Raw genomic sequence first — 25,803 nt, forward strand, 5'->3', positions numbered from 1 at the left:
AATACAGTGTGAAAAGAGAATGATTCATTCACCCTAGTTGTTAATCTGTTATAGAGCATCAGTTTCGGGATGCTCTATAATATATTCCTCATAAATACCGCTCTTCAAATAGTAATACATCACATCTTTAGTTAATCAGAACTTAATCAATCAAACGATAAAGCGGTATTTTTACTGTCCAACAAAAAATCATTTACCCATATTATTACCGTTTCTTTTGTATCGAGTGTAAATAGATTGAATGCATCTACCACTCATTTATGACCAATATCATCAAAACTAATCAACGACTATTAGTGAGAAAAGATTCTATGAAACGCGTAATCGTCACCTTATCTATTGCAGCTTTGCTTTCTGGTTGTCAAGCGACTCAACGACAAAATGCTACAACAGGTGAAACCGAAACAAACTCGACAACTAAAGGAGCTTTAGCTGGCATGTTAGCGGGCGCTGCAATCGGTGCAGCTACAGGAAATAGCTCTGATGCACTACGCGGCGCTGCTATTGGGGGCGTGGTCGGTGGCAGTGCTGGCTACTATATGGACCAGCAAGAACAAGCACTACGCCAACAATTGGTAAGCTCTGGTGTTCAAGTGGAACGCATTAACGAGAAAGAACTTAAGCTTATTATGGAAAATGGTATTGGGTTCGATTCAGGTTCATATCACCTGTCTTCAGCTATCTACCCTACCTTGAATAGCGTAGCGCTGATCCTCGCTGAATACCCAGATACGCGATTGGAGATTAAAGGGCATACTGACAGCTCTGGCAATGAGTCAAATAACCAAACACTTTCAGAAGAGCGAGCTCAATCGGTAGGTAACTACCTCATTAATCAGAAGGTGATTTCTGGACGTGTTGTAACACAAGGTTTTGGTGAGCGTTACCCCGTTTGTGATAACAAAACCATCCAAGGTCGTGCTTGTAACCGTCGTGTTGAAATCAACATTTTGGCGATGAACTAGAGGGCTTTGTTTTATGTTTTTTAACCGCTTTCTCAAGCCATTCCTGCTGGTTGGTGTCTGATTTTTTCAACCCAGAGACCGCACATTTGAACGCTAGCTTCGTGCCATTTGCGATTACAGATATTACGATTTGTAGATATACCTTGGCTATTGGTATGAAAGAGCTAAAAAAGGTACGTAACCAACCAAACAGTTACCGTACATTGGATTTTAAGCATAATGGGAACGTCGTCAACGCAAATAGCAGACACTATGTGAAGGTAAAAACAAAAGCTGGTGATGATTTCTATACGCTGACTAAGTGGATTAAAAATTAGCACTCACACACACTTTCACTGGTACTTGATAGTGTGATATTCAGAGCATATAAGATCACTTATTGCTTGTCGTTAATCTTGTTTCCAGTGGCTAACTTCACTGCCCCTTTAGCTTCCACTATCAGACCAGAAATCGTAAGTTCTGGTATAATTTGGCTTTTTATTGAGATTTATCGATGGTCAATCAGAGCCTCACCACTTATTACCACGAAATAAAAAAGGTGCATTTCAGCACCTTTTTAAGTCATTCCCCACATCTCAGTAGGGCAGTCGGTTTAATTAACTCTTTGGGACATTGACTTGATGAGTGCTATTCCCTTTATTGTGGGAAACCCAAAGTCGTTTTGTTTTGTAACCAGAGGCGCTTACTTCGACATGGTAGTTGCCAGAAGGAAGCTTCATTCCCGCTTTATACCGTGGCTTGATGTTCATTACACGAATTTTGGCATTTGGCGCATTGGTCTGAACTGTAAACGGTAAATCGACCAACTGACCAGATTGAGTAATCGCCTGCTTTTGATCCTCAAAGCCTTGGCGTACCTCTTTAGAAGCCAATGCTTTCGGCGGGTTAAGCTTAACCATTACTATCTTGTCCAACTCACCAATAGAGTGCTCTAGGCTTTTTTTGAACAATGCGGTAATCTGCATATTTTCATCAAACTTAGCCCCAATTGGCTGCACAATGGGCTGGGTATGGAGTACCCATTTAAGTGCAATGGATCCAACTGGCGAGACTGTCTCGTCAAACTGATCTAAGAAGTAACTCGTGGTCGATTTCTCTTCCGTAAACTTAGAATTCCCCACTAGCAGAGGCACAGCAAACATCGCAATAATCAGTAAGGCTGATAATGCTGGGCTGACATATTTCTCCCACGGATTTTGATCGTTTTCAAAATCTTTGTCGTAGTCAATCAGCGCCCAGAACTTGAACGGTAGCTTAACTACGGTAAGTAGAACCAATAATAGTGACAGCGACATAGAAATGGGCGGTACGATAATCGAGCGAAGTGCCGATTTCCCATTTTCTGCCAATGGTGCCCCATCTTCAAACTGTGAACGAACTGACTCAATATAGCGAAGCCAATATTGAGTTTCACGCTTGATGTTTACCTTCACTACTTTGGTGTAGAACTGTTTGTTATTCCAGTCTGCCATCATAGGTTTCACGTAATTACGTTCACTCATTGACTCCAAAATACGCGCCTGAATTTGCGGATGTGTCTGGAACGACTTCCAAGATAAGTTTGGCTTCATATCCATGCCACGGCTTGCCATTTCATCATCCCATTTCTGGTCGATCTTCTTGTGCGCTTGCGTTTTTACGGTGTTTTTGAATGCTGTGATATGAGAAATACGCCAGCTCTTCTTAAGATTAATACCTTTTTTCGCTGCTCTCGAACGCACCTTTTGTGCAGTGACAGAGTGATTACGGAACTGCTTGATGCCACTAATACCCATTGGGTATCCCGTCTCACGCTCAAACTTACCTTTCCATAGTACTAAGATGCGTGGTGTGTAGTGAGCGACCTCGTTAGTGAATACTTCTCGAATATCTTGCTTGCCGGCATCACCGGTTGCTATTTCTAAACCCGCAAGTACCGCAGACAAGCCTAACGTCATTGCTGTTTCAGACAGTGATGTTTCACCTTTGGTTCTGCGCATTTCACGCTTCAACCAGTAGTCCATTTCTTGATATGGAATGCCTGCGCTTTTCAGCGTTTTTGCGTATTGCTTATCTTCATCGGTAATACAACGGTTGAGACGGTCACGTTTACTGCTTTTACCACCGTAACGGTCGATACAGCGGTTGCGGTCTTCAAAGTGGTCATAGATTTTCGGTGCCACTTTTTGCGCGCGAGCTTCTGCTCTCGCTAGATAGGCTTTTTCAGCGTTGCGGTAGTCTTTCCAACCTTGAGCAATCTGCGTTTCGACATCTTCCCATGCTTCATTCGCCCTGCTTAATACTTGACGTACATTCTTGTTGTACTTATCGACACCAGCTTGATACTGCTTGTAAGAAGACAACACCTCAGAACGCATGCTTGTGTAGTCGTTGAAGTATTCATCAAACTGACTGTTCGCTTTATTTTCAATATAGCGATTTAGGATCTGACGCTTTTTATCATCGACATGATGAATAAACTCATCATTGGCATAAACAAGGCCCCCCATCATGGCTAAGAAGGTCATTTCCGTTGGTGAAGTCGCATGTTTAGAATCGTATGGTAGGCCAGATATCTGCACCACATTCGCAGCTAAACTTGAGCGTAATATCGAAGCGAAGAACGCTTCTTGACGCTGCTGCGGTGTCGATGGTTCAACTAAAAATTTATCGATAAGAAGTTTTTGGCCGAAGAACACCGTTGGCCAAACAACTAAAGCCACGAGAAAAAAGCTCATAATGGCTCTTGGTACTGAACTCACCAGTCGCCCTTTAAGCAGCAAATCGGCGATTAACAAAGTAACGCCAATACCTGAAATTGTGCGTCCAAATAGTTCAACAAGGTGCAGCGTTTGATCATCAACGCTCCCGCCACCCGCAACTTCTACTAATTTCGCATTAAACACTACCTCTGGAATGAGATAGCATAACGACATAACAAACAGTATTATCGCAAACCATTTAGGCTTTGCTCTTTTCTCTTTGCTTACGCTTTCTTGTTTCGTTTCTGTAGCCATACTGGGTTCTTAATTAGGAATTTCGATATGAATGGGCTTTGTCTCTAGCGATAACTCTTCATCCTCCGGGATGAATACACGTGGAGAGGCAATAGACGTTTTTGTGCTCGACTTCGATTTCACTTTCACAGCCGGTCTTGAGGCTCTTGCCATAGAATGAACTTTGCCATTAGATGTGATGTAGTGATTGTCTTCTAGGTACATTAATTGCTCTTCAAGACGACTGAAGTCTGCGTTATTGGGTAGCGTCATGATCGCGCGACCATAGCTTGTCGTCGGAGAATAAGAACGCACCTTATTCGCTAAGTTAGGGTACAAGCGATGGCAAGCCTCAAACTTAGAGGTATCCATGATGCTCTCATCTGGCAATTGGCGGCCTCGACTTTCCAAGTAAGTCAATTGAGCTTGATGGTAATCCGTACCATTGATGCTGTAGGTTGCAACGCGCGCTAAGCCTGCTTGATGAGAGCGTGTGTAAATAGTCGATGCACCAACAAAGCTGCGAATATCGACATGCAATCCACTGTTCGTTCCAAGGGCATTACGAACCGTTTTCGCTGAATGTTTTTGCGATTTACTACGAGAACGCTTACGCGCCTCATAGTCCGACACCCAGTTGACCTGACGATTATATTTCTGGTAAAGCACGTCAGACTTAGCCGCTTTTTTGGCGCTCTGTTTCGCTTTCACTATCGAAGTGGGGTGTGGTTCCCATACATAACCTAAGTAAACATTTTTATCGAGTTCACGCATCTTCTTCAATACATCAAACTCTAGTGAACTAAAGAAATAACTGCCACGCGGAAGCGTCTCGCGAGCCATGCGCAGTAACTGATTTAGCTCTACGATGTCGGCATCTTCTTTAATTTCAATATTCAATTGTTGGCCAAGTTGATAACTGCTTCCCCAGCGTTCAAACGCATCTATTGCATACGGCGCTCGCTCGTTAGTTAAGTAGCCCTCTTTGTCACGCACCACTAAGCTATTCCATTCTTTCCCTTTGATACGCGACATGCGATAGCGCTTACCATCAGTTCGTCCTGTTGCACGACCGGTGTAACTGTCATGGTGGACGACCCAGTAACCGTCACGGGTTAACATCACATCAATTTCTACCCCGTCAAAGCCACCGATAGCACCCATTAAGATTGAGGAGGAGGAGTTTTCTGGGTAGTTGTAATGCCCACGGTGGGCGTAGATGTCAATAGGACAGGCCTGACTATTCAAATAGGCTGGGGTTTGAGCTGCGGTCCAATAAAGACCACGAGCATTCAGTGCATATTGAATATCTTGTACCTGCTGTGGTGTGTAAGGTGAGAGTTTAAACACTCGCCCTTCCGCACCAATAGGCAAGCTATTTAAGCCTGTCACTTCATCTTGACTATCGTTGCTAGGAAGCTTGTCACTACTTGAACAGCCGACCAATGCTATCACCAAGCTACTAAGCAGTATTCTTACTAACTTCACGGTTTTATCCTTAAATCATCGGTACATGGTTGCCAGCAGACTGCTTTTTCGCTGCCACTTGCTTTTGTTGCTGTTCCACTTGTTTGGTCAAGTTTTCACTACTACGTAAAGTGCGGTCGCGATCTTCACTTTGGTTATTTACCTCATTAAATAAGCGGTTGTATTGCTCATGATGATGAGCCGCATCAATCAATAATCGGCGTAAACTATCTAACAAATCAGCGCATTGCTTGGTGGTTTCAATATGCTGCTGGCTCTGGTCTAAAGCTTGAGCATACACATCTACCAAAGCGGTAATATTACGTGTGTCGACATTGCGCCCTGCGGCATCATTCCATTGCGCACGCAGCGTCTCCCAGTGCTCTTCAAAGTTGCACTTGGAGTAATATGTATTTTCACGCTCTTCCTCTAGATGAGTCAGCGTGGTTCGAAAATAACTAGGTTCAAATGAAGGCATAATGGACTCTAAAACTACCGTCGGCTAAGAGGTTGATCAAATGCGATAAGCAAAGAAACTTTGTCTTGAAGCGTGTACTTCAAAGAGAACACTTCACCTTGAATCGATTCATGATGGTTTTCTAGGTTGCGCAATTGCAAAAACGCTTGGTTTGCATCACTTTCTAGCTTTGAAACCGTATCTGTTTGCTGTTGGCATGTCTTTTTGAACTCATCGAGCAACGATCTAACTTGTTCCAATACTTGTAAGCACTGTGTAGAGAGATCATGGCTATAGTTCGCTTGACGTTTGCCATCATTGGCCACTTGTAACGCTTGATCAGCAAGATTTACTGACTCTCGAGCATCAGAAAGCGCCGCACGAGCACCATTGAGTTGATGTATGGCTTTATTTCGCTCACGTATTGCGGCGTCGAGCTCTCTGACAGCATTGTTGTAGAGACTTCGGCAGTGTTGAGCATGAGCACATGCCGCGCTATAGGCCATCTCTTCCGCATGAGTATCTGGCGGCTCATAGCGGTATACGTCTCGGCCACTACTGTCTTTCCCATCATATACTCGAACTGGAGGTCGACTTCTCGCTACTTGCAAAGCATGATACGCGCGATCTTTTCGACTTTGAGCCGCGTCATCATCACGTTGTGCCCTTTCTTTTTGTTGTTTACAGGTCGCATAGTGATTATCAGCTTGTGTGTACCAGTTCTGAGCTTTATCTGTTTGTTCACTCCAAATCGAGCGCAGGTTATGCGCATCTTCCAAACTAGTGGTGCTTGATGTCTCAGTATCAATAGCATGATCCAATTGCTCTTCCACACGACGATGACGTGTTTGGGCATGCTCTAAAGCCGCTTGATAGCCTTTTTCTAATGACTCATACAACTCATAACAAGCAAACACATCGGACTTAGCCAGGCCAATGTAATCTTGCGTTAACGTATTCATGGCTTGAGACTGATGAAGTAAGGATGTCACCAGCTCTAGTTGAAAGTCGGTTTGGTAATCCAACTCTTCCAGTTGATTGACTAACCATCTTGGTTGCATGGTTCCTCCTCACTTTGCGCTTCTGAAGAGCTTGCATCAGCCTGCTGCTTTTGGAAATCAGGAGTACAGTAGTCACGCCATTCCATCAATTTACTCAGCAATTGATCGGCTTGCGCTAAAATAGTCGTGATTTCAGATTCAACATCTTCGGCGCCGATGCCATTGTAATCTTCTCGCAGCGCCGCCCAACGGCTTCGCATTGAGTCCACTGAGGTTTCGATTTGAGTGTGTGTTTGATTCGTGACAATGGTGAGCTCTTGCAGTGCTTCTTGCTGACGTAGCTTATTCATGCAGATAACTCCTGATGATCGCCAACTTATGTTGCAGTTGGTCGGCCAACTCGGTGCAGCGAACATTAGCAATTAAACCTGCTAGGTCTTCTATTTCTACTAAGTCACGCTGCATTTGTAATTGCATATCTTCTGGTAGCTCAGGCAGAGTATTCTCTGCCTGAACACTTAGAAGACCGATTTGCTTATTCACTTGGCTACTGAGCGCTTCAAGCTCTCCTAGCAACAAAGGGATTTGCTCTTCAACTCGATCTAACGACATGGATTAACTCCACTTAGCGTATAGCTGAGCTAAGTGCACTAAGTTGCTTTTGAGCGAATCAGCTTGGGTGTAGCAATACGGTTTAAACTTCGTTGGGCGGTTTTGCATTTGGTCAATATGAAGTGCATAAATAGGCTTCTTACCGTCTGCTTGCAGTTTGGCTGCATCACGAGTTTTTAATAGGCGGAAGCTATCTTCTTCTGACATTTGCAGAGCAATTTTATGACGGAAGCTTTCAATATCATTGCGATCGAAAGCTTTTATTACTGAACGAACGTTATCAAAGCTCAAGATTAAGTGGATACCATACTCAGAACCATGCTCTAGTAGCGTTGCAAAGTGCGCTCCGCTTTCATCCACATGGACTTTCATACCGTGAGCATTATCTTGCTTCGCCAGCTCTTTCACACGTTGTGCTTCGTTTATCACGATAAAGATTGATGGTTCAGTTAACATCTCTTCTTCGTCCATTTCTCGACGCTTTTCCAGTTCTGCAGCAACGGCGCCAAGTTGAGGGGCGAAGTCTTTAAAGGATTCGCAGAAGGTCGCATTGTTTGCTAGCGCTTTCTCATTGGCAGCTGCCATAACACCATACCACTGAGAACCTTTAATGCTTCGATCTAAAATATGAACTTGGTATTGATCACCCAATGCATTGATTGGCATTTGAGCCACCATGTAGGCAAGCATACCTAAACGAGCTTCATTGCTATCGCCCACTAACACCATGTGCTCACCGGCACGACGGCGTAATATGACTTTTGCTTGTCCATGGATGTTCATCTCTTTACCAAGCCAGAAAACAGAAGGGCGTTCCACTGGATACCATTCGTGTTCATTTAGACCGCCAAGGTGCTGAGGTTGGTTCGCGTAACGAATCCACTCATCTTCCGTTGGACGTTGTGGGTAATGAGCAAACAGTGTATTTAGCTGGGCATTATCCACCAGTTGAGGTTGCTCTGAGCCATCAAGTAATACGGTGTGATTTTCGCCACCTTGATCGGCCCACTTAGCAATAAATTGATCAAGCAGTTGTTGGCGCTGAGACTCTTCAATATATGCCACACGGCCGGTATCACATGGCACTTCATCGACACCACCATTGTGGCTCGTCACCACTTGGCCGGTTTCGGTACAACCGCGGATTAGCTGCTTACCTTTTGAACCAAACTCTTGTAATGACGTAATTTCTTCACCACTCATTTTCATCGCAACACGTAAGTTGATGTTACTAAATGTCGCTTGAGGTTGAGACATGCCCGGCACCACGAATTTCTGTGAACCAACAAACATGTGAATACCTGCGCTTCGGCTTTGCGATGCGATAGCAATCATTAGCTGTGAGCCTAGCCCCGTTTTGTCATCTTCAAACAGTGTTTGATATTCGTCGATGATCAGCATTAAACGCGGTAATTTACCATTTGGGGATCCCGCTTTTCGGTAACTAATAAAGTCAGAGAAGCCAAGCTCTTTGAACATGTCGTTACGGCGGTTCATTTCATCCAATAGCTCTTGAAGTACGCTACGAGCTAATTGTGGGCTTGTGTTAAGCGAGACTACGCGTGCATGAGGCAGTTTTGGGTAGCTCTGGAATTCAACACCCTGCTTACCATCAATAAGGTAGAACTGAACATCCTCAGGGCTGTAGCGACTTGCCAAAGACAAAATAAACGCATGGTACAAGTTAGACTTACCTGCACCTGTCATTGCCGCTAGCATACCGTGTGATGATGGCTGTTTATTACGTTCACCAAACCAAAGCTCAATATCGTTCTTACGACTACCAGAACCACCAATGGGAGCCGAAATCACCTCCGTTGCGTTCTCTTGCCACCACTGACTTGGGTCGGTAACGATCACATCGGAAAAGCCCAATTTGGTCTCTTTTGGTTTTGCTCGGCTTAAGCCGTCAAGGATCGCATTCATTACATCTGAATTTTCAACGCTATCTCGATAACCTTTACCTAGGTTCCAGAGGATCTGATTTTCGTTTTTGTATACATGGCGCAACTCAGGAAAAAGCGTTTTTAGTGATAAACCGTTTGGTAACTCGGCATTTGAGTCAAGATCAAGTAATACCATTTTACCCGCTTTCGGCCCAGTGTTAGCTATTTTAGCCAGCAGTTCAATCGAACGACGGTCATACGCTTGCGGGAAGTCTTTTGCAACAATCAGTTCAAACTTTGCGTTACCCAAAATCTCTTCATCAACATCAACCAGACGTTCTGTGTTGTTATCAAGGTAGCTGTTTTGAATGCGTACGATATCTGTGAGAATTTCTTCCAGTACACGGGATACATCATTATCTACCATACGTTTAAACGGCAAACGTTTGGTGTATGGGAAGCTTTGCCCCATTTTAATTGGGTCAATCAGGGTGAATTGGGACGAGTACGGTAGCATTGTTGCTAGACGAAAAACGAAAGCGTTAATAATGCTGATTGAGTTCTCGTCTTGAACAAAGTAATAGCAGTAATCAGAGCTATAAAATGGAATCTCTTTCGGTACGCTAACAACGTTTTCCGCATTTTTACCATCGGTATAGATGATGTCTTCCATACCCACAACAAAATTACGCGGTAGGTAGTTATGATCAAATGCGTAGTTATTCCAATCAACGTCTGACAACCAAGGTTGCAGCGGTGCGGGTAAACTAGCCAATACCTGCCCCATCTCGTCCACGGATGTGGCAAGCTTTTGGTGGCTAGCTGAAACGGCCTGTTCAGCTTGTACTTGTGCGTTGGGCAATACCGTTTCTTCTAGGTAATTGACCACTTCTCGAACGCTATCAGCTCTGCCGCTGAATGCTTGTTTGAATTTTTGACCCAGCTCTTTGCGCTTTAGGTCCGCATTTTTAAGTTTTGTATCTAGTTCAATCATCGGAAAACCTTAAGCCATTTGAGTCTGAATAAAGCCAGCTACCATTAAAATGAATGCCGCGGTCCACATCAGTTTCTTTTGTAGACTCTTACGGCGCGAAGCGGCTAATTCAGCCTTTACTACAGCCTCGGCTTTCAAGCGAGCTTCTTCTTCTCGCTGACGTTTTTCTTCTGCTCTTTTTTCATCAAGCAAATGCTGATAGTGGCTATAGAATGCATTTTCTGATGCGCGGATCTCACCTAAAGTATCTGCAACTGGCTGCCATTCTTGAGGGATCTGTTTGCTGTACGTTGCAAGTTGAGCTGCGATGTCTTGTGCTAATGGAGTCTTATTGGAAATATCTGTTAGCTGACGAGCTTGACTCAGTAGATTGGTAAATGCTAGTGCGTGTTCACGCTCACTTTCCAAAGAAGAAGAAGGCTTACCGCCTTGGCGCAAATCATCCAGCGATGAATCAATCACAGATTGATTTTTTGAGAGGTAAGTCTCAATGGATGACATGATACGTCTAAGAGAAGAACTATGGTGTTGAACGACCTTTGTACTGTTTTCTACAGTTTTCTGACTATTCTCAATACTTTTTCCTGCTTTTACGCGTGCTTCATGCACTGATAAAAAGGCACGTCTAAACTCTTCGATACTCTCGAAGTTTGCCAAACCTTGGTCTTGCATATTCTTCCTAATAAAGTTGTTAAATTGACACTCATACAATCGCTAGGAACGTCCTGACATCCCTAGCAAACAAGCTATATATTTCAGCTTACAATCCATAGATGATGCTAAAATTTCACACATTTTATAGCGAACAAGGACAGTATCACGCACCTTATATTGGTTCAATTTGATGAATATGCAAAATCGGCATACACACTTAGTTACTGATAAAAATGTGAAGAAAACCACATCAAATGAAAACCATTGAGCTTTATTCATAAAGGTTTAGGGCTACGCCTTATCATCGCAAAAAATATACAAAACAACCTAAAATAGATAGGAACGTAAAAATTTAGAAAGTCCGTAAAGTTTTTGCAATTTTCACAAAAATAAATTTTCGGCGTAGATAACGCGAGAAAAAGGTGCATATTTCGGAGCTAGCCGACCACTCATTTCGGTTTTAATCATCCACTTTTCGGTGTATTTCCGAAATCGATGGTCGACTTACCGAAATAAACCTCTTTTCTTCTTTAAATCAATAGTTTTAACCTGAGTCTTTCATGTTGAAAGACTAAAGATAAATCATGCCAAAAAAGAGAATGCCAATGAATAAAATTAAGGAGACCTTACGCCTCCGATGCGAGTGCAATCTTTTCAATCGACAGATCGCAGCTTGCCTTGATATTGCTCATTCCACTGTATCTCAGCATCTATCTCGATTTAAATCGAGTGGCCTCACTTGGCCACTGGAAGAGACTCATCATGAAAATAAAATCACCCAAGCTTTGTTTAGTGGTCGCTCATTTTCTCAGCATAAAGTGATACCTGATTTCACTCTCTGCTACTTAGAATTGAAGCGTAAAGGGATGACTAAAGCTTTGCTTTGGGAAGAGTATTGTCATCAGCATCAAGACCAAGCCTATGGGTATACGCCGTTCTGCGAACTGTATAGACGCTGGCTAAAGAAACAAAAACGCAGTATCTCCAACTTCACCATTCTGGTGACAAACTCTTCATTGGCTACTGTGGCCCAACGGTCCCTGTTGTAAATCCAGATACAGGAGAGTGCCAACATGCTCAGGTATTTGTCGCCACTTTAGGGGCGTCAAATTACACCTATGTCGAGGCGAGTGAGAGCCAAGGGCTTGAACACTTCCTCATGGCACTTTAGTGGTACTCCGAATCTACTTGTACCTGATAACCTGAAATCTACTGTAAAAAAAGCAGACCGTCATAGCCCTATTCTCAATGAGAGCTACCGAAAACTGGCACAACATTACGGTGTTGCCGTGATGCCAGCCAGACCCTACAAGCCTAAAGATAAAGCCAAAGTTGAGAACGCAGTTCTCATCGTAGAGCGCTGGATAATGATGCGCCTTCGCCATCAAGTGTTCCATACAATGGCTGAGCTGAATCTGGCTATCCGAAAGCTGATGTATGACTTAAACCAACGAGAGATGAAGCAGCTTGGTGTCAATTGACATGACTTGTTCAACAGAGTTGACCGCCCAACGTTAAAACCACTGCCATCGCAACCATATGGGTATATCGAAACTAAACGAGCCACTGTCTCCCCTGATTATCACATCCAATATAGAAAGCATTTCTACTCTGTACCGCACCAATTTTTTGGGCAACCAGTTGAGCTTGAAGCAACGCATCAAATAAAACGTATCTACCACAAAGGGAGCATTGTCTCTTGATGTGACCCCATTAAAGTAGACACTTAATACAGAGTATTAAGTGTCATGAAAGTAAAATCACAAAGACAATTTACAGACGAATTTAAGCGCGAAGCTGTTCAGCAATATCTCAACTCTTCTGACACCGTTAAGTCAGTAGCACTATCCTTAGGAATATCGCAGGTGCTACTTTCTAATTGGAGATGCCAAATGACGTCGAAGAAGATTAATTCCCTCCCAATACTAAATCAAGGCCCCGAAAAATCCGTTGCTCAATTGGAAAAAGAGATCCGTCAATTGAAGAAGAAACTAGAGATGGCAGAGCTGGAGAATGATTTCTTAAAGGAAGCGAAGGCTTTCTTCGACAGCCAAAAAGAATAAGGTTCGAGTACATCCTAAAGAAAACCTGTGTGAAGCTTCCTGTTATTCGCTTATGTCGATGGTTAGACGTTTCTACAGCGGGTTACTACAAGTGGCTCACGAGACAACCCTCGAAACGAGAGACAGAAAATGAGTCCTTAAGTAACTACTTGAGGAGGGAAAGCAAAGCTCAGCACTGTATTCCTGGTTATCGAAAACTTTGGGAGGCGGCTGTTGCTAACGGTTTTATTTGCAATAAAAAGCGAGTACAGAGGCTTTTGCAAAATATGGGCTATCGCTCTTGCACTAGCAGGAAGCGATATGGACGAGCTGCCAAAGCAAAATGAAGAAATAAGAAATAAGAAATAAGAAATAAGAAATAAGAAATAAGAAGAGAATAAGAGAATAAGCCAGAAACGAAAAAACCAGCCACGAGGACTGGTTTTTCTAAATGATGGAGGCGCCTCCCGGAGTCGAACCGAGGTCCACGGATTTGCAATCCGCTGCATAGCCACTCTGCCAAGGCGCCTTCAATAGTGTTTAAAGAGAACAACTCTTTTGAAAACTACCAAACAAAAGGTAACAATCAAATAGATGGTGCCCCGGGCCGGACTTGAACCGGCACAGCGCGAACGCCGAGGGATTTTAAATCCCTTGTGTCTACCAATTCCACCACCAGGGCACGCAATTCTTTATTGCGATGCCGATTACTGAAAAGTAAAACACCATCTTAATGTCAAAATGAATCAACATTACAAAATTTGGAGCGATACATCGGGTTCGAACCGATGACCTCAACCTTGGCAAGGTTGCGCTCTACCAACTGAGCTAGTATCGCAATTTCATTCGTCTAATTTCTCATTAACTAAATAAGAGAGAAAGAGAATGGAGGCGCCTCCCGGAGTCGAACCGAGGTCCACGGATTTGCAATCCGCTGCATAGCCACTCTGCCAAGGCGCCATTTTTCAACACGTTAGAACCGACTAAACGTTAGCCCCGCTGTGTTCGGGTGCCTACTTTACGGATTGAGTGAAGATAGTCAAACAAAAATGTGAATTTAAATTCTGTTTGCTGACATTTAAATCAAATTGCTGCATGTTCGATCTTTTTATTCAAAAAGCATACAGCAAAGTCGATTCATTTAAGGAGTTTGCGCCCTACCACTTTTTCATGAAGCGGCCAACGAGGCTTGGATGATACGACCAACAGTGATCAAACATGGTCATAAGTTGAGGGTTACCGTACTTAGAAAGACTAACTGCATGGAAACGGTTTTTGTGCGTTTTAAGTTTCTCGACTTGAGCAATCATTTCATCAGACTGCTTTGGTGCGATAAAGTCAGAAAGAACGATCAAATCAGCATTCTTGTACTTGTCGCCCATCATCAAATCTATCGACTTCATTAGCACTGGCTCAAGGTCTGTCCCGCCGTGGAATGAGTAACTTAGGAAGTCACTGGCTTCACGTAGGCCGTCTTGTCGCGTCAATTCATAAGTAATGTGTTCTGAAGAGAACAAAATCACATAACAGTCGCGTTCTTCAGCTAAGGCGATTTGCATCAAGGCATAAGCCATCGCTTTTGCCGACTGTTCTGGGAAACCACTCATTGACCCCGAAGCATCAACACAAACAATAAATGGACCTTTTTCAATGTCCACCGATTTGCTGTCTGGCTTTTGAGCTTTGACTTTACGTAGGGTTCGAGATTTACCTTGCGAACGATAGCTAAGCAAACGCTTGTCGGCCAAGTGTTTGTAGAAAATGACTTCTAACTCTGGGTACGCTAAGAACATGGTTTCGTTTGGCAGCATCTTGTTGAGGTCATCACTTTCGTGAATCCCAACAATATCATCGACCGCTTCATCGCTTTTCTCTTCAACCATCTGCAATTCTTCTACAGGGGCTTTATGTAGCGAAGGATCATCTTCCTCACCAGCCATACGGCCTAGTTTTTCAGCGATCTCTTGCAAGCCCTTGTGCTTATTCAAGAACTCAGCATGACGTTTCATGATGGTAAGGTCTGTTTTGCTTAACTTGGCAGATGCCATGTCCCACAAGCGCCCTACACTGCCTTCATCACCCGACTCCGTCACTTTGTCCATGTTTTTCATGGTTTCCATGCGCTGATAAAGATCGGCTAAGACTTTTTCTTTGCTTGTTTCGAGTTCGGTTACTTGAGCTTGTTTGATCGCATCAGAAAGAGATTGGTACCATTGGTCGCAAAAGTAGTGTGGAAACATCGCGTTATAAACGCCTTTGTTGTTTTCCATCAAGCGTCTTGCTTGTAGATAGAACGCGGAGTGCCACTCCAGTTTTTTGATGACACTATCAATCTCATCAAAGAATTGCGGTTCATCCCAGTGAATCACTTCTTGGTAGAGGGCGATTTCTTCTTGAAATCGGTCGGTTTCGCACACTTTAGTTACGCGCTTTTTGACCTTACCACGCCATTTAACTAAGTGATTTTTGACTGATGTTTTTACGCCTTTATTCTCAGCAGCCATCATGACTTGAGAGCGAGCAATGAGATCGTTCATCGCTGTATCAATGATTCCTGAATCAGCCACCATCAAAGCGAGGTTTAAGCCGTCTGCTCCTAACATATGCTCTCCCCTTACTCGAAGTACTGACTCATAAACTTAATACGCTGAGCAATCTTTGCACTCTTCACTTTCGTGGTTTCAAGATCTTGCGTTACCGCTTGCAAACTTGCTTCCATCGCTTTCGGTAAATCAGGGTCAATATAGTTATGAGGTAACGCATCATGGAATTCAGTACGAACACGTTTTAACTTGAATTCAGCTTCAGTTAACTGCTCTAAGGCTTTCTCAGCACCACTCAACCACTTGTTATACAGTTCTTGATCCAAACCATCTGTGGTAACAACGCTCACCAAGACAGAGCGATTGGCAATGTCTTTAATCACTAATTGGTTCGATGCATCCAAGTCGAGTTTTAAGCGGCATAGGTTTTTATTTTCGTTTACGTAACCGTAAATATCACCGTGGCCTTCTTTAAGAACACGATCAAAATCGTCTTTGGCTACGTATACCCAACGACTATCACCTTTCTCAGATTCAGACACCGACATGTTGCTTTGCAGCATAACGAGTTTCACTAGATTGTATGCACTGCCCACGCTGTACATTTTCGCGTTCTTGATATCATTCTGGTAAACGTCTTTACGCAACAAGCCGCTGGTTGATTCCATAGAGAGCGAAACTGATAGCGTCGATTCAACATCGTCTTGAATCTCTTCTAACTCTTCACGAGACATCTCAATTTGAGCTTTCGACTCTTGTTGATCAAACGCTCGGTTCAATGCAAAGTCTTTCACCACGCTACGAACTACATCGCGCGATTCAGGGCTATGCCATAAACAATCCTGCAGAAGCATGATATCTAGCGGGTTCACGCTATCGCGGCCACTGAAGAACGCACTCGCTTTCAATAGTTTAACGGCCTTCTTCCAGCGTCTATCCGATACATACAAGTCTGACTCTGAGGCTGAGCCTTGCTTCTTAACCGTCTCTTCAAGCATGGTTTTCAGTTCATACAGCTTGTTAAACGAGTTATCGGTCAGCTCTAGCTTGTCGAGCTCTTTCTGCCATTGATGGTACTCAATGTCAGTGATCGCCAAACCTTTTGGAATCACAGCTTCTTGAGAAGTACCGGTTGTCAGCATTGATTTGAAATTTTGTTTGTTTTGAATACGGTTAACAAACACGCGAACCAACATACGGTCATAAAGTGCTTCTAGGCCGCTGTCTTCATCTGGAAGTTCATTAGATGCAGAAACCAACAAGCGCATAGGTACGCGTTCAATGTCACTGCCATTCTTAAATGTTTTTTCGTTCACTACAGTAAGCAGTGTGTTTAGGATTGCAGGGCCGGCTTTCCAGATCTCATCAAGGAATACAACTTGTGCTGTTGGTAGGTAACCTTCGGTCAGCCTTACATAACGACCGTTGTCTTTTAATTCTTGGATACTTAGCGGGCCGAACACTTCCTCTGGCGTAGAGAAACGTGTCATCAAATATTCAAAATAACTACTGTTGTCAAAAGCCTGAATAAGACGTTTTGCGATAAGGCTTTTTGCGATGCCCGGAGGGCCTAATAGGAATACACTTTCGCCGGCGAGAGCCGCCAGTAAACAGAGCTTAATCGTGTCTTCTCTTTCATAGACACCATCGGATAGAGCATGCGCTAATTTATTGATTCTTTCAGAGAGTAGCGCTTTGTCAGCATGTGAGGAAATAGAAGGGTTCATGCGTTACTCCGGAAATCTTTTAACTGTTGAGAGTGTAGATATGTTTTTATACATTTGTTAGCACTTTGTTACAAGTGTATTTTATTATTGAGTTGCATTTATATCAGATGGTTAGGGTCGTAATTTTCATGTAATCATAGATTCCAAATATGAGAGTAACATCACGAACGGCGCAAAACGAAATCTATAACTAAACCCAATTTTTCTTTTATTTTCGACACCATAGACGTTATGGTGGTGCACGTCTTCAGTTATCGACAAATTGGCAAGGAATGTGGCCAGACTGCATGAGTAAAGTTATCCATCAATGGAAAAGTATTTCTCTTATAGAAGAGAACGTGACGCTCCCTACGAACGTCATGGTAAAACATACAACAATCAACCACCCTGGCGCGGCCGTTATTCTTCCTATCACTTCGTCTGGAAAGATTATCCTCATTAATCAATTTCGCCCTTCTCTCAAAAAGTGGCTTCTAGAGTTACCTGCAGGCACTATGGAAATTGATGAGACACCTCTTGAATGCGCGCAGCGCGAACTGGAAGAAGAAACAGGTTACAGTGCAACTTCTTTTCAAAGTTTAGGGCAAGTTACGCCTTTAGCTGGCTTCTGCGATGAGATACAGCATCTATTCGTCGCAAAAGACCTAAGCCTCACTACCCGCTTTGAATGTGATGAAGATGAAGTCATAGAAGTGATCGAGCTGAGCTTAGAAGAACTACACAACAAAATACGACACGATCAAATCACCGATACAAAAACTATCGCTTGTTTAAGTAAAGCCCAACTCTGCGGCTACCTATAATACTCTAGGAGAGAAACATGGACTTTCGTTCTGATACCGTAACTAAACCCTCACAAGCAATGCGCGATGTAATGGCAAACGCAGAAGTCGGCGATGATGTATATGGTGACGACCCAACAGTAAACGAGCTTGAGCAATGGGCAGCAGACGAAACAGGCTTTGAAGCCGCTATGTTCACGTCTTCTGGCACGCAAGCTAACCTACTTGGTTTAATGGCGCACTGTGAGCGTGGTGACGAATACCTTTGTGGCCAACAAGCGCACAACTACAAGTACGAAGCTGGCGGCGCTGCGGTACTTGGTTCTATTCAACCTCAGCCCATTGAGAACAACGCAGACGGCACACTAGACTTTAAAAAACTTGCTGCTGCGATTAAGCCAGACGACAGCCACTTTGCACGTACTAAGCTGCTTAGTTTAGAAAATACGATTAATGGTAAAGTACTTCCAATGTCTTATTTAGCGGAAGCACGTGAGTTCGTAAACCAACACGGCTTACAAATGCACCTAGATGGCGCGCGCGTTTATAATGCAGCAGCGGCGCTGGATGTACACATCAAAGAGATCGCACAGCACTTCGACTCTATGACGATTTGCTTATCAAAAGGTTTAGGCGCTCCAATCGGTTCACTACTCCTTGGCAACAAAGAGTACATCGCTAAAGCTCGTCGACTGCGTAAAATGGTCGGTGGTGGTATGCGCCAAGCGGGTATTCTTGCCGCCGCAGGTAAAATGGCGCTGACTGAGAACGTAGCTCAACTTAAAAATGATCACGAGAACGCAAAAAACCTAGCGATTGGTTTAAGCAAGCTAAAAGGCTTCTCTGTTAACCCTGATTTCATTCAAACTAACATTGTATTTGCGAAGTTAGATGAATCTGTGGATATTAACCGCATCGCGCGAGAGTTAGGTGAACAAGGTATTACGATGTCGCCAGGTAATCCAGTACGTTTTGTTACCCATAGAGATATCAGTTCAGAAGACATCGTTACTTTCCTAACAAAGCTAGAAAATGCGCTTTAACTCTTGACGAGATTAGCCTCTATAGCAATTTAGATTTGAGCTTCCCCTGTGGGAAGCTTTATTCTTTCAGCAAAATAATTAACCCATTCCACAGCCCAAATAGCCCTCGAAACCTGCTAATTTTCTAATAAACACACTTGATTGACTGGAACAGAACGCGATCTCGTTTTGGCCTATGAGAATACTTTCTGAAAATTATTCTAACATTTAAACATTAAATTATTGTTTAAGTTGGATTTACATTAATGGCTTATCAGCATTGTATTGTCACTAAAGGTAAATGACTTAGTAATAACAGATTCAAGTTTTTAATCACCACGCACACGATAATTAAAACTAGAACACATCAATCCTAATAGATTCTTGTAAAGAACTAATTTCAATAAAGAAAAAGTAGATATTCGCCCTCCATTATTAAAATCTGAAATCGCTACAATCAACTTATAAATTAAATAATCAAATTGGTGTTTTCGTTAATAATACTGTCACATTCATGATGACATTAACCCATCAAAAACTCCAAAACACCCGTATAGACCATAGCTCTATTTAAATCAATTAAATAAAAAATCTCCGTCAATATTAGTATTGAGTAAAACCAAGCTATCCAATTGAATATTAAATTATTCTCTAATAATTTCGCTTCTACCTCTCAGCTTAAAATCATACTAAAACTCATACTTCTCCTAAATAATAAACTTTTTTTACTACTTCACCGTTTTTTAAAGCACATATAGTTGGCTTTGTTGCGTAATTAAATTTATAGATAGAGCTACCCCATTTCGTGTGTTTCTTAGTCAATACGACAAGTTTCAGGCATACCTAACCCAGTAAGCTTGTTCAACGCTTTTATCATCGCGTAAGTCTCACCCACCTGCGCATTGTAATGTCTTAAGCTCAATCGTCCTCCTAGTAACTGTTTAACTCGATACATCGCTGTTTCTGATAGTGAACGTCTGTGGTACCCATACCGCTCTTTCCAATACTTATTTGAGCCGTATAACTTCTGGCAACCCACGGCGAGGTTTCGAGGATGACCACGCTCCCAGAAGGCTGCCCCTTCTCTTGGGGGAATAAGCGCAATGGCTCCCTTAATCTTAATAGCAGCATGACACAATCTCGTGTCGTAAGCTCCATCACCAGACACCTCAAGGATACTTCGGCGTGTTTGTTTCAGTAAGTTCGGGAGGACTTCTCCATCTGTAACCGTCGATAAACTTAGCTCGGCTGCGATAATTTCATGAGTGCTTGTATCAACGGCAATATGCAGCTTTCGCCAAACTCTACGCTTGCCATCTGTCCCGTGTTTTTTGACTTTCCATTCACCTTCGCCATAAACCTTTAGGCCAGTTGCATCAATGGCCAGGTGCTGTATTGCTCCTCTCGCTTTAGTCTTAAATGAGACCTCAACTTGCTTTGCTCTACGACTGATGCAGGTGTAATGCGGACAACTTAATGGAACATGGGCAAGCCTAAATATTGAGTCGATAAACCCTTGCAGAGCTCTCAGTGGCATAGAAAAAACTCGTTTCACCATGAGCGCTGTCGTGATAGCTAAATCGCTGAACCGACGTGGCCTCCCGCGCTTACTCTGTTTGCTTTGCGCCCACCCGTTTATTGCCTCTTCATCAATCCAAAAGGTCAGAGAGCCACGGTTAATAAGTGATTGGTTGTATTTCTTCCAGTTGGTTGTTTTGTAACGAGGTTTAGGCATAGAGCTACGAGAAGGAGTGAACGTAGCTGATCAGATCGTAGGCTCTTGATTTAGTTCCATTGAATTACGCAACAAAGCCTAAGAAAAGCATATTTTATCAATAGTTTAGAGACTATTATACAACCTGATATGAAGCTCAAGGTATAACCACAACACAAAGATAATAGTAAATTAGAGTTACCAACAAGCATTATGGCAGTTGAGGAAAGTCCCCTTTCAAAGCTTGGTGCAAGTTTCCCGTGAACAAATTTCTGCTCTGAGATCCAACAACTGCGCATCAACAAGTCGCCTATACTTCAAGCAAACTCACTGAGCTCATTGAAGGTCGGGATAGATATACCTTTACACGTATCATCCAACCCTTACAATGTGCAGTAAATATATTTATCAAGGTTTATCTCTATGTCTATTCAATGGTTTCCGGGTCACATGCATAAAGCCCGCAAAGAAATCGAAGAAGTTATCCCACAAGTTGATGTGATCATCGAAGTACTGGACGCTCGTATCCCGTTCAGTAGTGAAAACCCAATGATCTCTTCACTGCGCGGCGATAAGCCTTGTGTAAAAGTGCTGAACAAGCGTGACCTTGCAGATCCTGAACTGACTCAACGTTGGATTGAGCACTTCGAGAAGGAGCAAGGCGTTAAAGCGATTGCGATTACGACTAGCGTAAAAGAAGAAGTTAACCACGTTATGGAGCTGGTACGTAAACTGGCACCGCACCGTGAACAGATGGGCAAAAACATTCGTACAATGATCATGGGCATCCCGAACGTGGGTAAATCGACCATCATCAACTGCTTGGCTGGACGTACGATTGCGGTTACTGGTAACCAACCTGCGGTAACTCGTCGCCAACAACGTATCAATCTGCAAAATGGCGTGATCCTTTCAGATACTCCAGGAATCCTTTGGCCTAAAGTAGAAAACCCACACAGTGGCTTCCGCTTGGCTGCAACAGGTGCTGTAAAAGATACAGCAATGGAATACGATGAAGTGGCATTTTACACAGTAGAGTACCTAGCAAAACAGTACCCTAACCTTTTGCAAGAGCGCTACCAAATTGAAGAGCTGCCTGAGTCTGACATCGAACTGATGGAAGCGATTGGCCGTAAGCGTGGTGCACTTCGTGCCGGTGGTCATATCGACATTCACAAATGTTCAGAAATCCTGCTTCACGAATTGCGTAATGGCACTTTAGGTAAGGTAACGCTTGAGTTGCCAGAAATGATCACACAAGAGCTGATCGAAGTTGAAGAAGCGGCTGCGCTGAAAGCCGAACAACAGATCAAGAAAAAAGAAGAGCGTCGTAAGCGTTATTTGAAGAACAAGCGTTAATCGCGATTAGTTTTTATAATCTGCTTTAATTTCTGTTTACCACTCTTACACCTGCCTCTAGATATTCACGCTCTATCGATAATAGAGCGTGAATATTGCCTGCTACCGTTTGTTGATCTAGCTAACATACTGACAAATCTATAGAAACGGTCGTTTACAATCCCAAAGACTGTGACATACTACGCAAATTATTGTGTATCAATCTCGGCTAATTTCTCAATGCGCTCTTATTCTGGGTTCAAGAATCAAAGATTTAAAACCTATTTCGATAATGAAATTTATTTGCCGTACATAAATTTCATCTACATCCCTATCTCAATATTCTGTGCTTTTATCGTCACCGACTACATCCACTTTGGTAGCGAGTGCATTACGCCTATCATTTTCCGAGTCATACTTTTTTTATTGATGATGGCCGCCGCCAGATGCTGTATTACAAACAAACCCAACGTTTTGGAACTCGTAGAAAGTGCCTTCCTTGTAATTAGCTCACTTTTCTTGGTCTATGTCGGTCGACTAGCCATCGAGCTGAACAACTTCGATTACCAAGGTGGCATCATTTTAGTGATGATCTACATTGGTACGTTTTCAAGATTGTCAGCCAGATACAGTATATCTACGCCGTCGTTTATCTTTTTGGCTTATCTCATCGGCCTTGCGCCACTGCTTTATAAAGCGGAGCCAGAGCATGAAATAGAAACAATTTCCGTTTATATCTCGGCTTACATCCTAATCTCAGCGGCCTGTATTAGACGTGACCTGGAAGTACACAAACGTTTCGCTCAATCCGAGCAACTCCGCAAACAAGCGATTCAGCTTCGCAAGCAATCTAATATGTTCGAGGCCCTTTCCTATCAAGACGCACTAACGGGCTGCTACAACCGCCTTTATCTTCATCAGGTGATAGAACCGAGCATAGACCGTCAGCGATCCATTACATCGATCATGATAGATATTGATCATTTCAAATCGATTAACGACACCTACGGCCATCAAATGGGTGACATGGTTATTAAAGAACTGGCCGATGAGATTCAAAAACGACTACCGACTAGCAGTAACTGCTTTCGATACGGCGGTGAAGAGTTTTTGGTGCTGGTCCAAGGAGAAACCGAGGCTTCAATTGAATCGCTGGTTAATGCCCTTTTAGAATCCCCTACTCGCCTTAGATTAGAAGTAACAATTTCAATCGGTGTGAAACATGCCCCTCAAGCCCTTGGTTCTGTCGAGCAGCTTATCGACGACGCTGACCAAGCACTCTACATTTCGAAAAAAGGCGGTAGGAATAAGATCACATGGTGTGATTAATCGCCCAATATTTCACGCATCTTCGCGAATCATTAAAACGACCACTAATTCAATCAAAAAAGCCCCGAGCAACTTAATACTCGGGGCTTTTGTCTTTGTTCTTCTGCTTTAAAATAGCTTCGTTAAGAACCTGCTACTCAGCAAAAAAAACAGTATTCAACAAGAATCGACTAAGAATACACAACGCTCGCTGTTTTCTGTTCAAGTTCAACGGGAGAGCTCCAAGAAATCACTTTTTCATTCACTTGGCTGCCACATGGTGCGTTCCAAACTTGCTCTAGTTCTTCTTTACCACCAATCGCCTGATAAAAAGCTATCGCTTGATGGTTCTCAGACATGACCTCTAAGTAAAGCCCTGAGTCCGAATAATATTGCTGCAACCACTTCGACAATTCAGACAACAGACGCTTGCCTACACCTCGGCCACGATAATTATTGTCTACGTGTAACGCATCAATGAACGTGCCACGCTCAAAGTTGTGATTACCAAACGCGCAGACGAAACCAACCAGTAAACCGCCTTCTTCAAGCAATAACACGTGTTGGTTGAAAGGAGGATTAATCAAACGAGTCTGCCAAATAACAGATCTGTCCTCCAAAACATCATTTTCTAAGTAATCATCAGCAAGAATGCCACGGTAATATAGCTTCCAGCTATCCGCGTGTAATTGGGCAATCCGCTCATAATCTTTATATTCAGCTACCTTAATTTCCATTTATTAGCCCTTAGTACTTCCATTTATGACTTGCTACTACATTTCACACTACCTTTATACAATATTTAAGCAAAACATACTAATACACGTTTACACTTTCAATATTGACTTACACGTGTACGCTGATATTCTAGCGCACAGATGTAAGCCCAATGGAAATTTGCTAATGAATAGTGCCGACAAACAATCTACAAAAAAGCCGCCATTAATCTGGCTCAATATTTTTTTGTTCTCTTTTAGTATGCTGCTTGCTGTTGTTGCGGCTCCCGTTTATGGCTACTTTTTTGGCTATGGCATGGAGCACTGGATATGGCTAGCAATCTGCTTTACGTTCTGTAACCTTTCAATCACGACGGGTTATCACCGCTTATGGTCACATAAAGCGTTTGAAGCGCATTCAAGCCTAAGATTCCTGTTTGCATTAGGTGGTGCATGTGCCCTGCAGAACAGCGCGCTACACTGGTCTTCTGATCACCGTGTGCACCACAAGCATGTCGATAACAACGACAAAGACCCATACTCAGCAAAACGTGGCTTTTGGTACTCACACATTGGCTGGATGATTCGTAACTACAGCACCTCAATGTATGAAAACTATGAAAACTGCCGTGACCTTAAAAAAGACAAGATCGTAATGTGGCAGCACAAACATTATGTTCTGTTGGCATTGCTGATGAACTTCGGTGTTCCTATCGCGTTAGGTATTATTTACGGTGACATACTTGGCATGTTGTTAATCGTAGGCGCTGTTCGTTTGGTACTTAACCACCACACAACATTCTTTATTAACTCTCTTGCTCACATCTGGGGTAGCCAACCTTTTACCGACAAAAACACGGCCCGCGATAACGGTGTGTTGGCGGTTCTAACTTTTGGCGAAGGCTACCATAACTTCCACCACATTTTTGAGAACGACTACCGTAACGGCATCTACTGGTGGCAATACGATCCTACAAAGTGGTTGATCAAAAGTGCTTCATTGATGGGACTGACAAGTAAGCTTAAGAAGACCCCTCAAGCTCGCATTGAGAAAGCCGAAGCGTCAATGCTACTCAAACGCACACAGCAAAAAATCATGCATCGTGCCGACAAGCAACAAATCGCGGAGAAGCTTCAACAAGAGTTTGATGCTCTAGTATCAAACATGAACGAGTATTACGAAGTTAAAAAGCAGCTGCTTGAAAGTAAACGTGAAGACGTTGTGAAGAAGTACGAACACTCAGTTCTTAAAGTTCGTTACCAGCAAATCAAAATGAATTTCGAACAACAGAAGAAAAATTGGGCGATGACAGTGGAACAATATGCTTAAAGCAAAAAAATACGCTTAACACACCAATAACAACACAGTTTGATTCTTATTCTGAAGCCCTTATATTGCTATGAGGGCTTTTTTAATTCACAGTTCTAATTAAATTTATGAATTTTAAGTCTTTATTCTAATTACAGACACTAGTTCCAAATGTCACATTTTCAATGCAACAAGATGTCAATTCAGAGCCTTGCCTGTGACAAGAATCACTTACAGAATGATATCCATCTCATAACATGCGCGTCCCAAATTTCTTTCAGCAATTAGCGG

At 43.0% G+C, this 25,803-nt stretch carries 20 protein-coding genes, 4 tRNA genes and 1 pseudogene; 9 read left to right on the forward strand and 16 right to left on the reverse strand.

Going from position 1 to position 25,803, the window contains the following annotated elements:
- Positions 1–311: 311 nt before the first annotated feature.
- Entirely contained in the window at positions 312–965 is a 654-nt protein-coding gene (locus AC3CH3_RS23050; protein WP_488538552.1) for a YiaD family glycine zipper/OmpA-like lipoprotein, read from the forward strand.
- A 596-nt stretch (positions 966–1,561) separates the two neighbouring features.
- Here the strand turns inward: AC3CH3_RS23050 and AC3CH3_RS23055 are convergent.
- From AC3CH3_RS23055 to AC3CH3_RS23090, 8 genes are read right to left on the reverse strand one after another with little or no spacing between them, the layout of a single operon-like run.
- Positions 1,562–3,961, reverse strand: coding sequence for a hypothetical protein (locus AC3CH3_RS23055; protein ID WP_488538553.1), 2,400 nt, complete (start codon positions 3,959–3,961; stop codon positions 1,562–1,564).
- 9 nt (positions 3,962–3,970) lie between these two features.
- A complete protein-coding gene (locus tag AC3CH3_RS23060; protein ID WP_171313561.1) occupies positions 3,971–5,428 on the reverse strand; it encodes a glycerophosphodiester phosphodiesterase family protein in 1,458 nt (485 codons plus the stop codon).
- Positions 5,429–5,438: 10 nt separating this feature from the next.
- The gene (locus AC3CH3_RS23065; RefSeq protein WP_171313560.1) at positions 5,439–5,885 is read right to left on the reverse strand and encodes a hypothetical protein; all 447 of its coding nucleotides are present in this window, start codon (positions 5,883–5,885) and stop codon (positions 5,439–5,441) included.
- 14 nt (positions 5,886–5,899) lie between these two features.
- Positions 5,900–6,925, reverse strand: a complete 1,026-nt coding sequence (locus AC3CH3_RS23070; protein WP_171313559.1) for a hypothetical protein — start codon at positions 6,923–6,925, stop codon at positions 5,900–5,902.
- Positions 6,907–7,215: a hypothetical protein gene (locus AC3CH3_RS23075; RefSeq protein ID WP_428784458.1), complete on the reverse strand. Its 309-nt coding sequence runs from the start codon at positions 7,213–7,215 to the stop codon at positions 6,907–6,909. The genes AC3CH3_RS23070 and AC3CH3_RS23075 overlap by 19 nt, the downstream gene beginning before the upstream one ends.
- Positions 7,208–7,477 carry a hypothetical protein gene (locus AC3CH3_RS23080; RefSeq protein WP_171313557.1) on the reverse strand — a complete coding sequence of 90 codons (270 nt, stop codon included), beginning with the start codon at positions 7,475–7,477 and terminating at the stop codon, positions 7,208–7,210. The genes AC3CH3_RS23075 and AC3CH3_RS23080 overlap by 8 nt, the downstream gene beginning before the upstream one ends.
- Before the next feature lie 3 nt (positions 7,478–7,480).
- A complete protein-coding gene (locus AC3CH3_RS23085) occupies positions 7,481–10,357 on the reverse strand; it encodes an FtsK/SpoIIIE domain-containing protein (RefSeq protein ID WP_428784459.1) in 2,877 nt (958 codons plus the stop codon).
- Positions 10,358–10,366: 9 nt separating this feature from the next.
- Complete coding sequence (locus tag AC3CH3_RS23090; RefSeq protein ID WP_488538554.1) at positions 10,367–11,029, reverse strand: hypothetical protein; 663 nt, start codon at positions 11,027–11,029, stop codon at positions 10,367–10,369.
- 566 nt (positions 11,030–11,595) lie between these two features.
- Here AC3CH3_RS23090 and istA point away from each other — a divergent pair.
- The 3 genes and pseudogenes from istA to AC3CH3_RS23105 form a co-directional block, all read left to right on the forward strand.
- Positions 11,596–12,711, forward strand: a pseudogene (gene istA / locus AC3CH3_RS23095) (IS21 family transposase); the annotation flags it as partial.
- Between the two features lie 48 nt (positions 12,712–12,759).
- Positions 12,760–13,074, forward strand: a complete 315-nt coding sequence (locus AC3CH3_RS23100) for a transposase (RefSeq protein ID WP_488538555.1) — start codon at positions 12,760–12,762, stop codon at positions 13,072–13,074.
- A gap of 29 nt (positions 13,075–13,103) precedes the next feature.
- The gene (locus AC3CH3_RS23105; RefSeq protein WP_428784461.1) at positions 13,104–13,400 is read left to right on the forward strand and encodes an IS3 family transposase; all 297 of its coding nucleotides are present in this window, start codon (positions 13,104–13,106) and stop codon (positions 13,398–13,400) included.
- Positions 13,401–13,508: 108 nt separating this feature from the next.
- Here AC3CH3_RS23105 and AC3CH3_RS23110 read toward each other — a convergent pair.
- From AC3CH3_RS23110 to AC3CH3_RS23135, 6 genes are all read right to left on the reverse strand, one after another.
- A tRNA-Cys gene (locus AC3CH3_RS23110) sits at positions 13,509–13,582 on the reverse strand.
- Positions 13,583–13,648: 66 nt separating this feature from the next.
- A tRNA-Leu gene (locus AC3CH3_RS23115) sits at positions 13,649–13,735 on the reverse strand.
- An 80-nt stretch (positions 13,736–13,815) separates the two neighbouring features.
- A tRNA-Gly gene (locus AC3CH3_RS23120) sits at positions 13,816–13,891 on the reverse strand.
- Between the two features lie 48 nt (positions 13,892–13,939).
- A tRNA-Cys gene (locus AC3CH3_RS23125) sits at positions 13,940–14,013 on the reverse strand.
- A 197-nt stretch (positions 14,014–14,210) separates the two neighbouring features.
- Positions 14,211–15,656, reverse strand: a complete 1,446-nt coding sequence (viaA, locus tag AC3CH3_RS23130) for an ATPase RavA stimulator ViaA (RefSeq protein WP_488538556.1) — start codon at positions 15,654–15,656, stop codon at positions 14,211–14,213.
- Between the two features lie 11 nt (positions 15,657–15,667).
- Positions 15,668–17,323 carry an ATPase RavA domain-containing protein gene (locus AC3CH3_RS23135; protein ID WP_019822307.1) on the reverse strand — a complete coding sequence of 552 codons (1,656 nt, stop codon included), beginning with the start codon at positions 17,321–17,323 and terminating at the stop codon, positions 15,668–15,670.
- Positions 17,324–17,610: 287 nt separating this feature from the next.
- On the opposite strand from AC3CH3_RS23135, the gene AC3CH3_RS23140 reads away from it, so the two are divergent.
- Both AC3CH3_RS23140 and ltaE read left to right on the forward strand, forming a co-directional pair.
- The gene (locus AC3CH3_RS23140; RefSeq protein WP_050634206.1) at positions 17,611–18,126 is read left to right on the forward strand and encodes an NUDIX hydrolase; all 516 of its coding nucleotides are present in this window, start codon (positions 17,611–17,613) and stop codon (positions 18,124–18,126) included.
- 17 nt (positions 18,127–18,143) lie between these two features.
- Positions 18,144–19,148, forward strand: a complete 1,005-nt coding sequence (ltaE, locus tag AC3CH3_RS23145; protein ID WP_488538557.1) for a low-specificity L-threonine aldolase — start codon at positions 18,144–18,146, stop codon at positions 19,146–19,148.
- Between the two features lie 793 nt (positions 19,149–19,941).
- Here ltaE and AC3CH3_RS23150 read toward each other — a convergent pair.
- The gene (locus tag AC3CH3_RS23150; protein WP_488538121.1) at positions 19,942–20,862 is read right to left on the reverse strand and encodes an IS5 family transposase; all 921 of its coding nucleotides are present in this window, start codon (positions 20,860–20,862) and stop codon (positions 19,942–19,944) included.
- Between the two features lie 402 nt (positions 20,863–21,264).
- Between AC3CH3_RS23150 and ylqF the strand changes: the two genes are divergently transcribed.
- Positions 21,265–22,200 (forward strand): ribosome biogenesis GTPase YlqF, encoded by a 936-nt coding sequence (ylqF, locus tag AC3CH3_RS23155; RefSeq protein ID WP_029405588.1) that lies wholly within the window; start codon positions 21,265–21,267, stop codon positions 22,198–22,200.
- Between the two features lie 282 nt (positions 22,201–22,482).
- A complete protein-coding gene (locus tag AC3CH3_RS23160; RefSeq protein WP_488538558.1) occupies positions 22,483–23,508 on the forward strand; it encodes a GGDEF domain-containing protein in 1,026 nt (341 codons plus the stop codon).
- A 170-nt stretch (positions 23,509–23,678) separates the two neighbouring features.
- Here AC3CH3_RS23160 and AC3CH3_RS23165 read toward each other — a convergent pair whose 3' ends face one another.
- Positions 23,679–24,224: a GNAT family N-acetyltransferase gene (locus tag AC3CH3_RS23165; protein ID WP_019824456.1), complete on the reverse strand. Its 546-nt coding sequence runs from the start codon at positions 24,222–24,224 to the stop codon at positions 23,679–23,681.
- Between the two features lie 166 nt (positions 24,225–24,390).
- Between AC3CH3_RS23165 and AC3CH3_RS23170 the strand changes: the two genes are divergently transcribed.
- On the forward strand, positions 24,391–25,533 hold the full coding sequence (locus AC3CH3_RS23170; protein WP_488538559.1) for an acyl-CoA desaturase: 1,143 nt from the start codon (positions 24,391–24,393) through the stop codon (positions 25,531–25,533).
- The last annotated feature ends 270 nt before the right edge of the window (positions 25,534–25,803 follow it).

The organism is Vibrio sp. QJM3NY_35 (genome assembly GCF_057785915.1).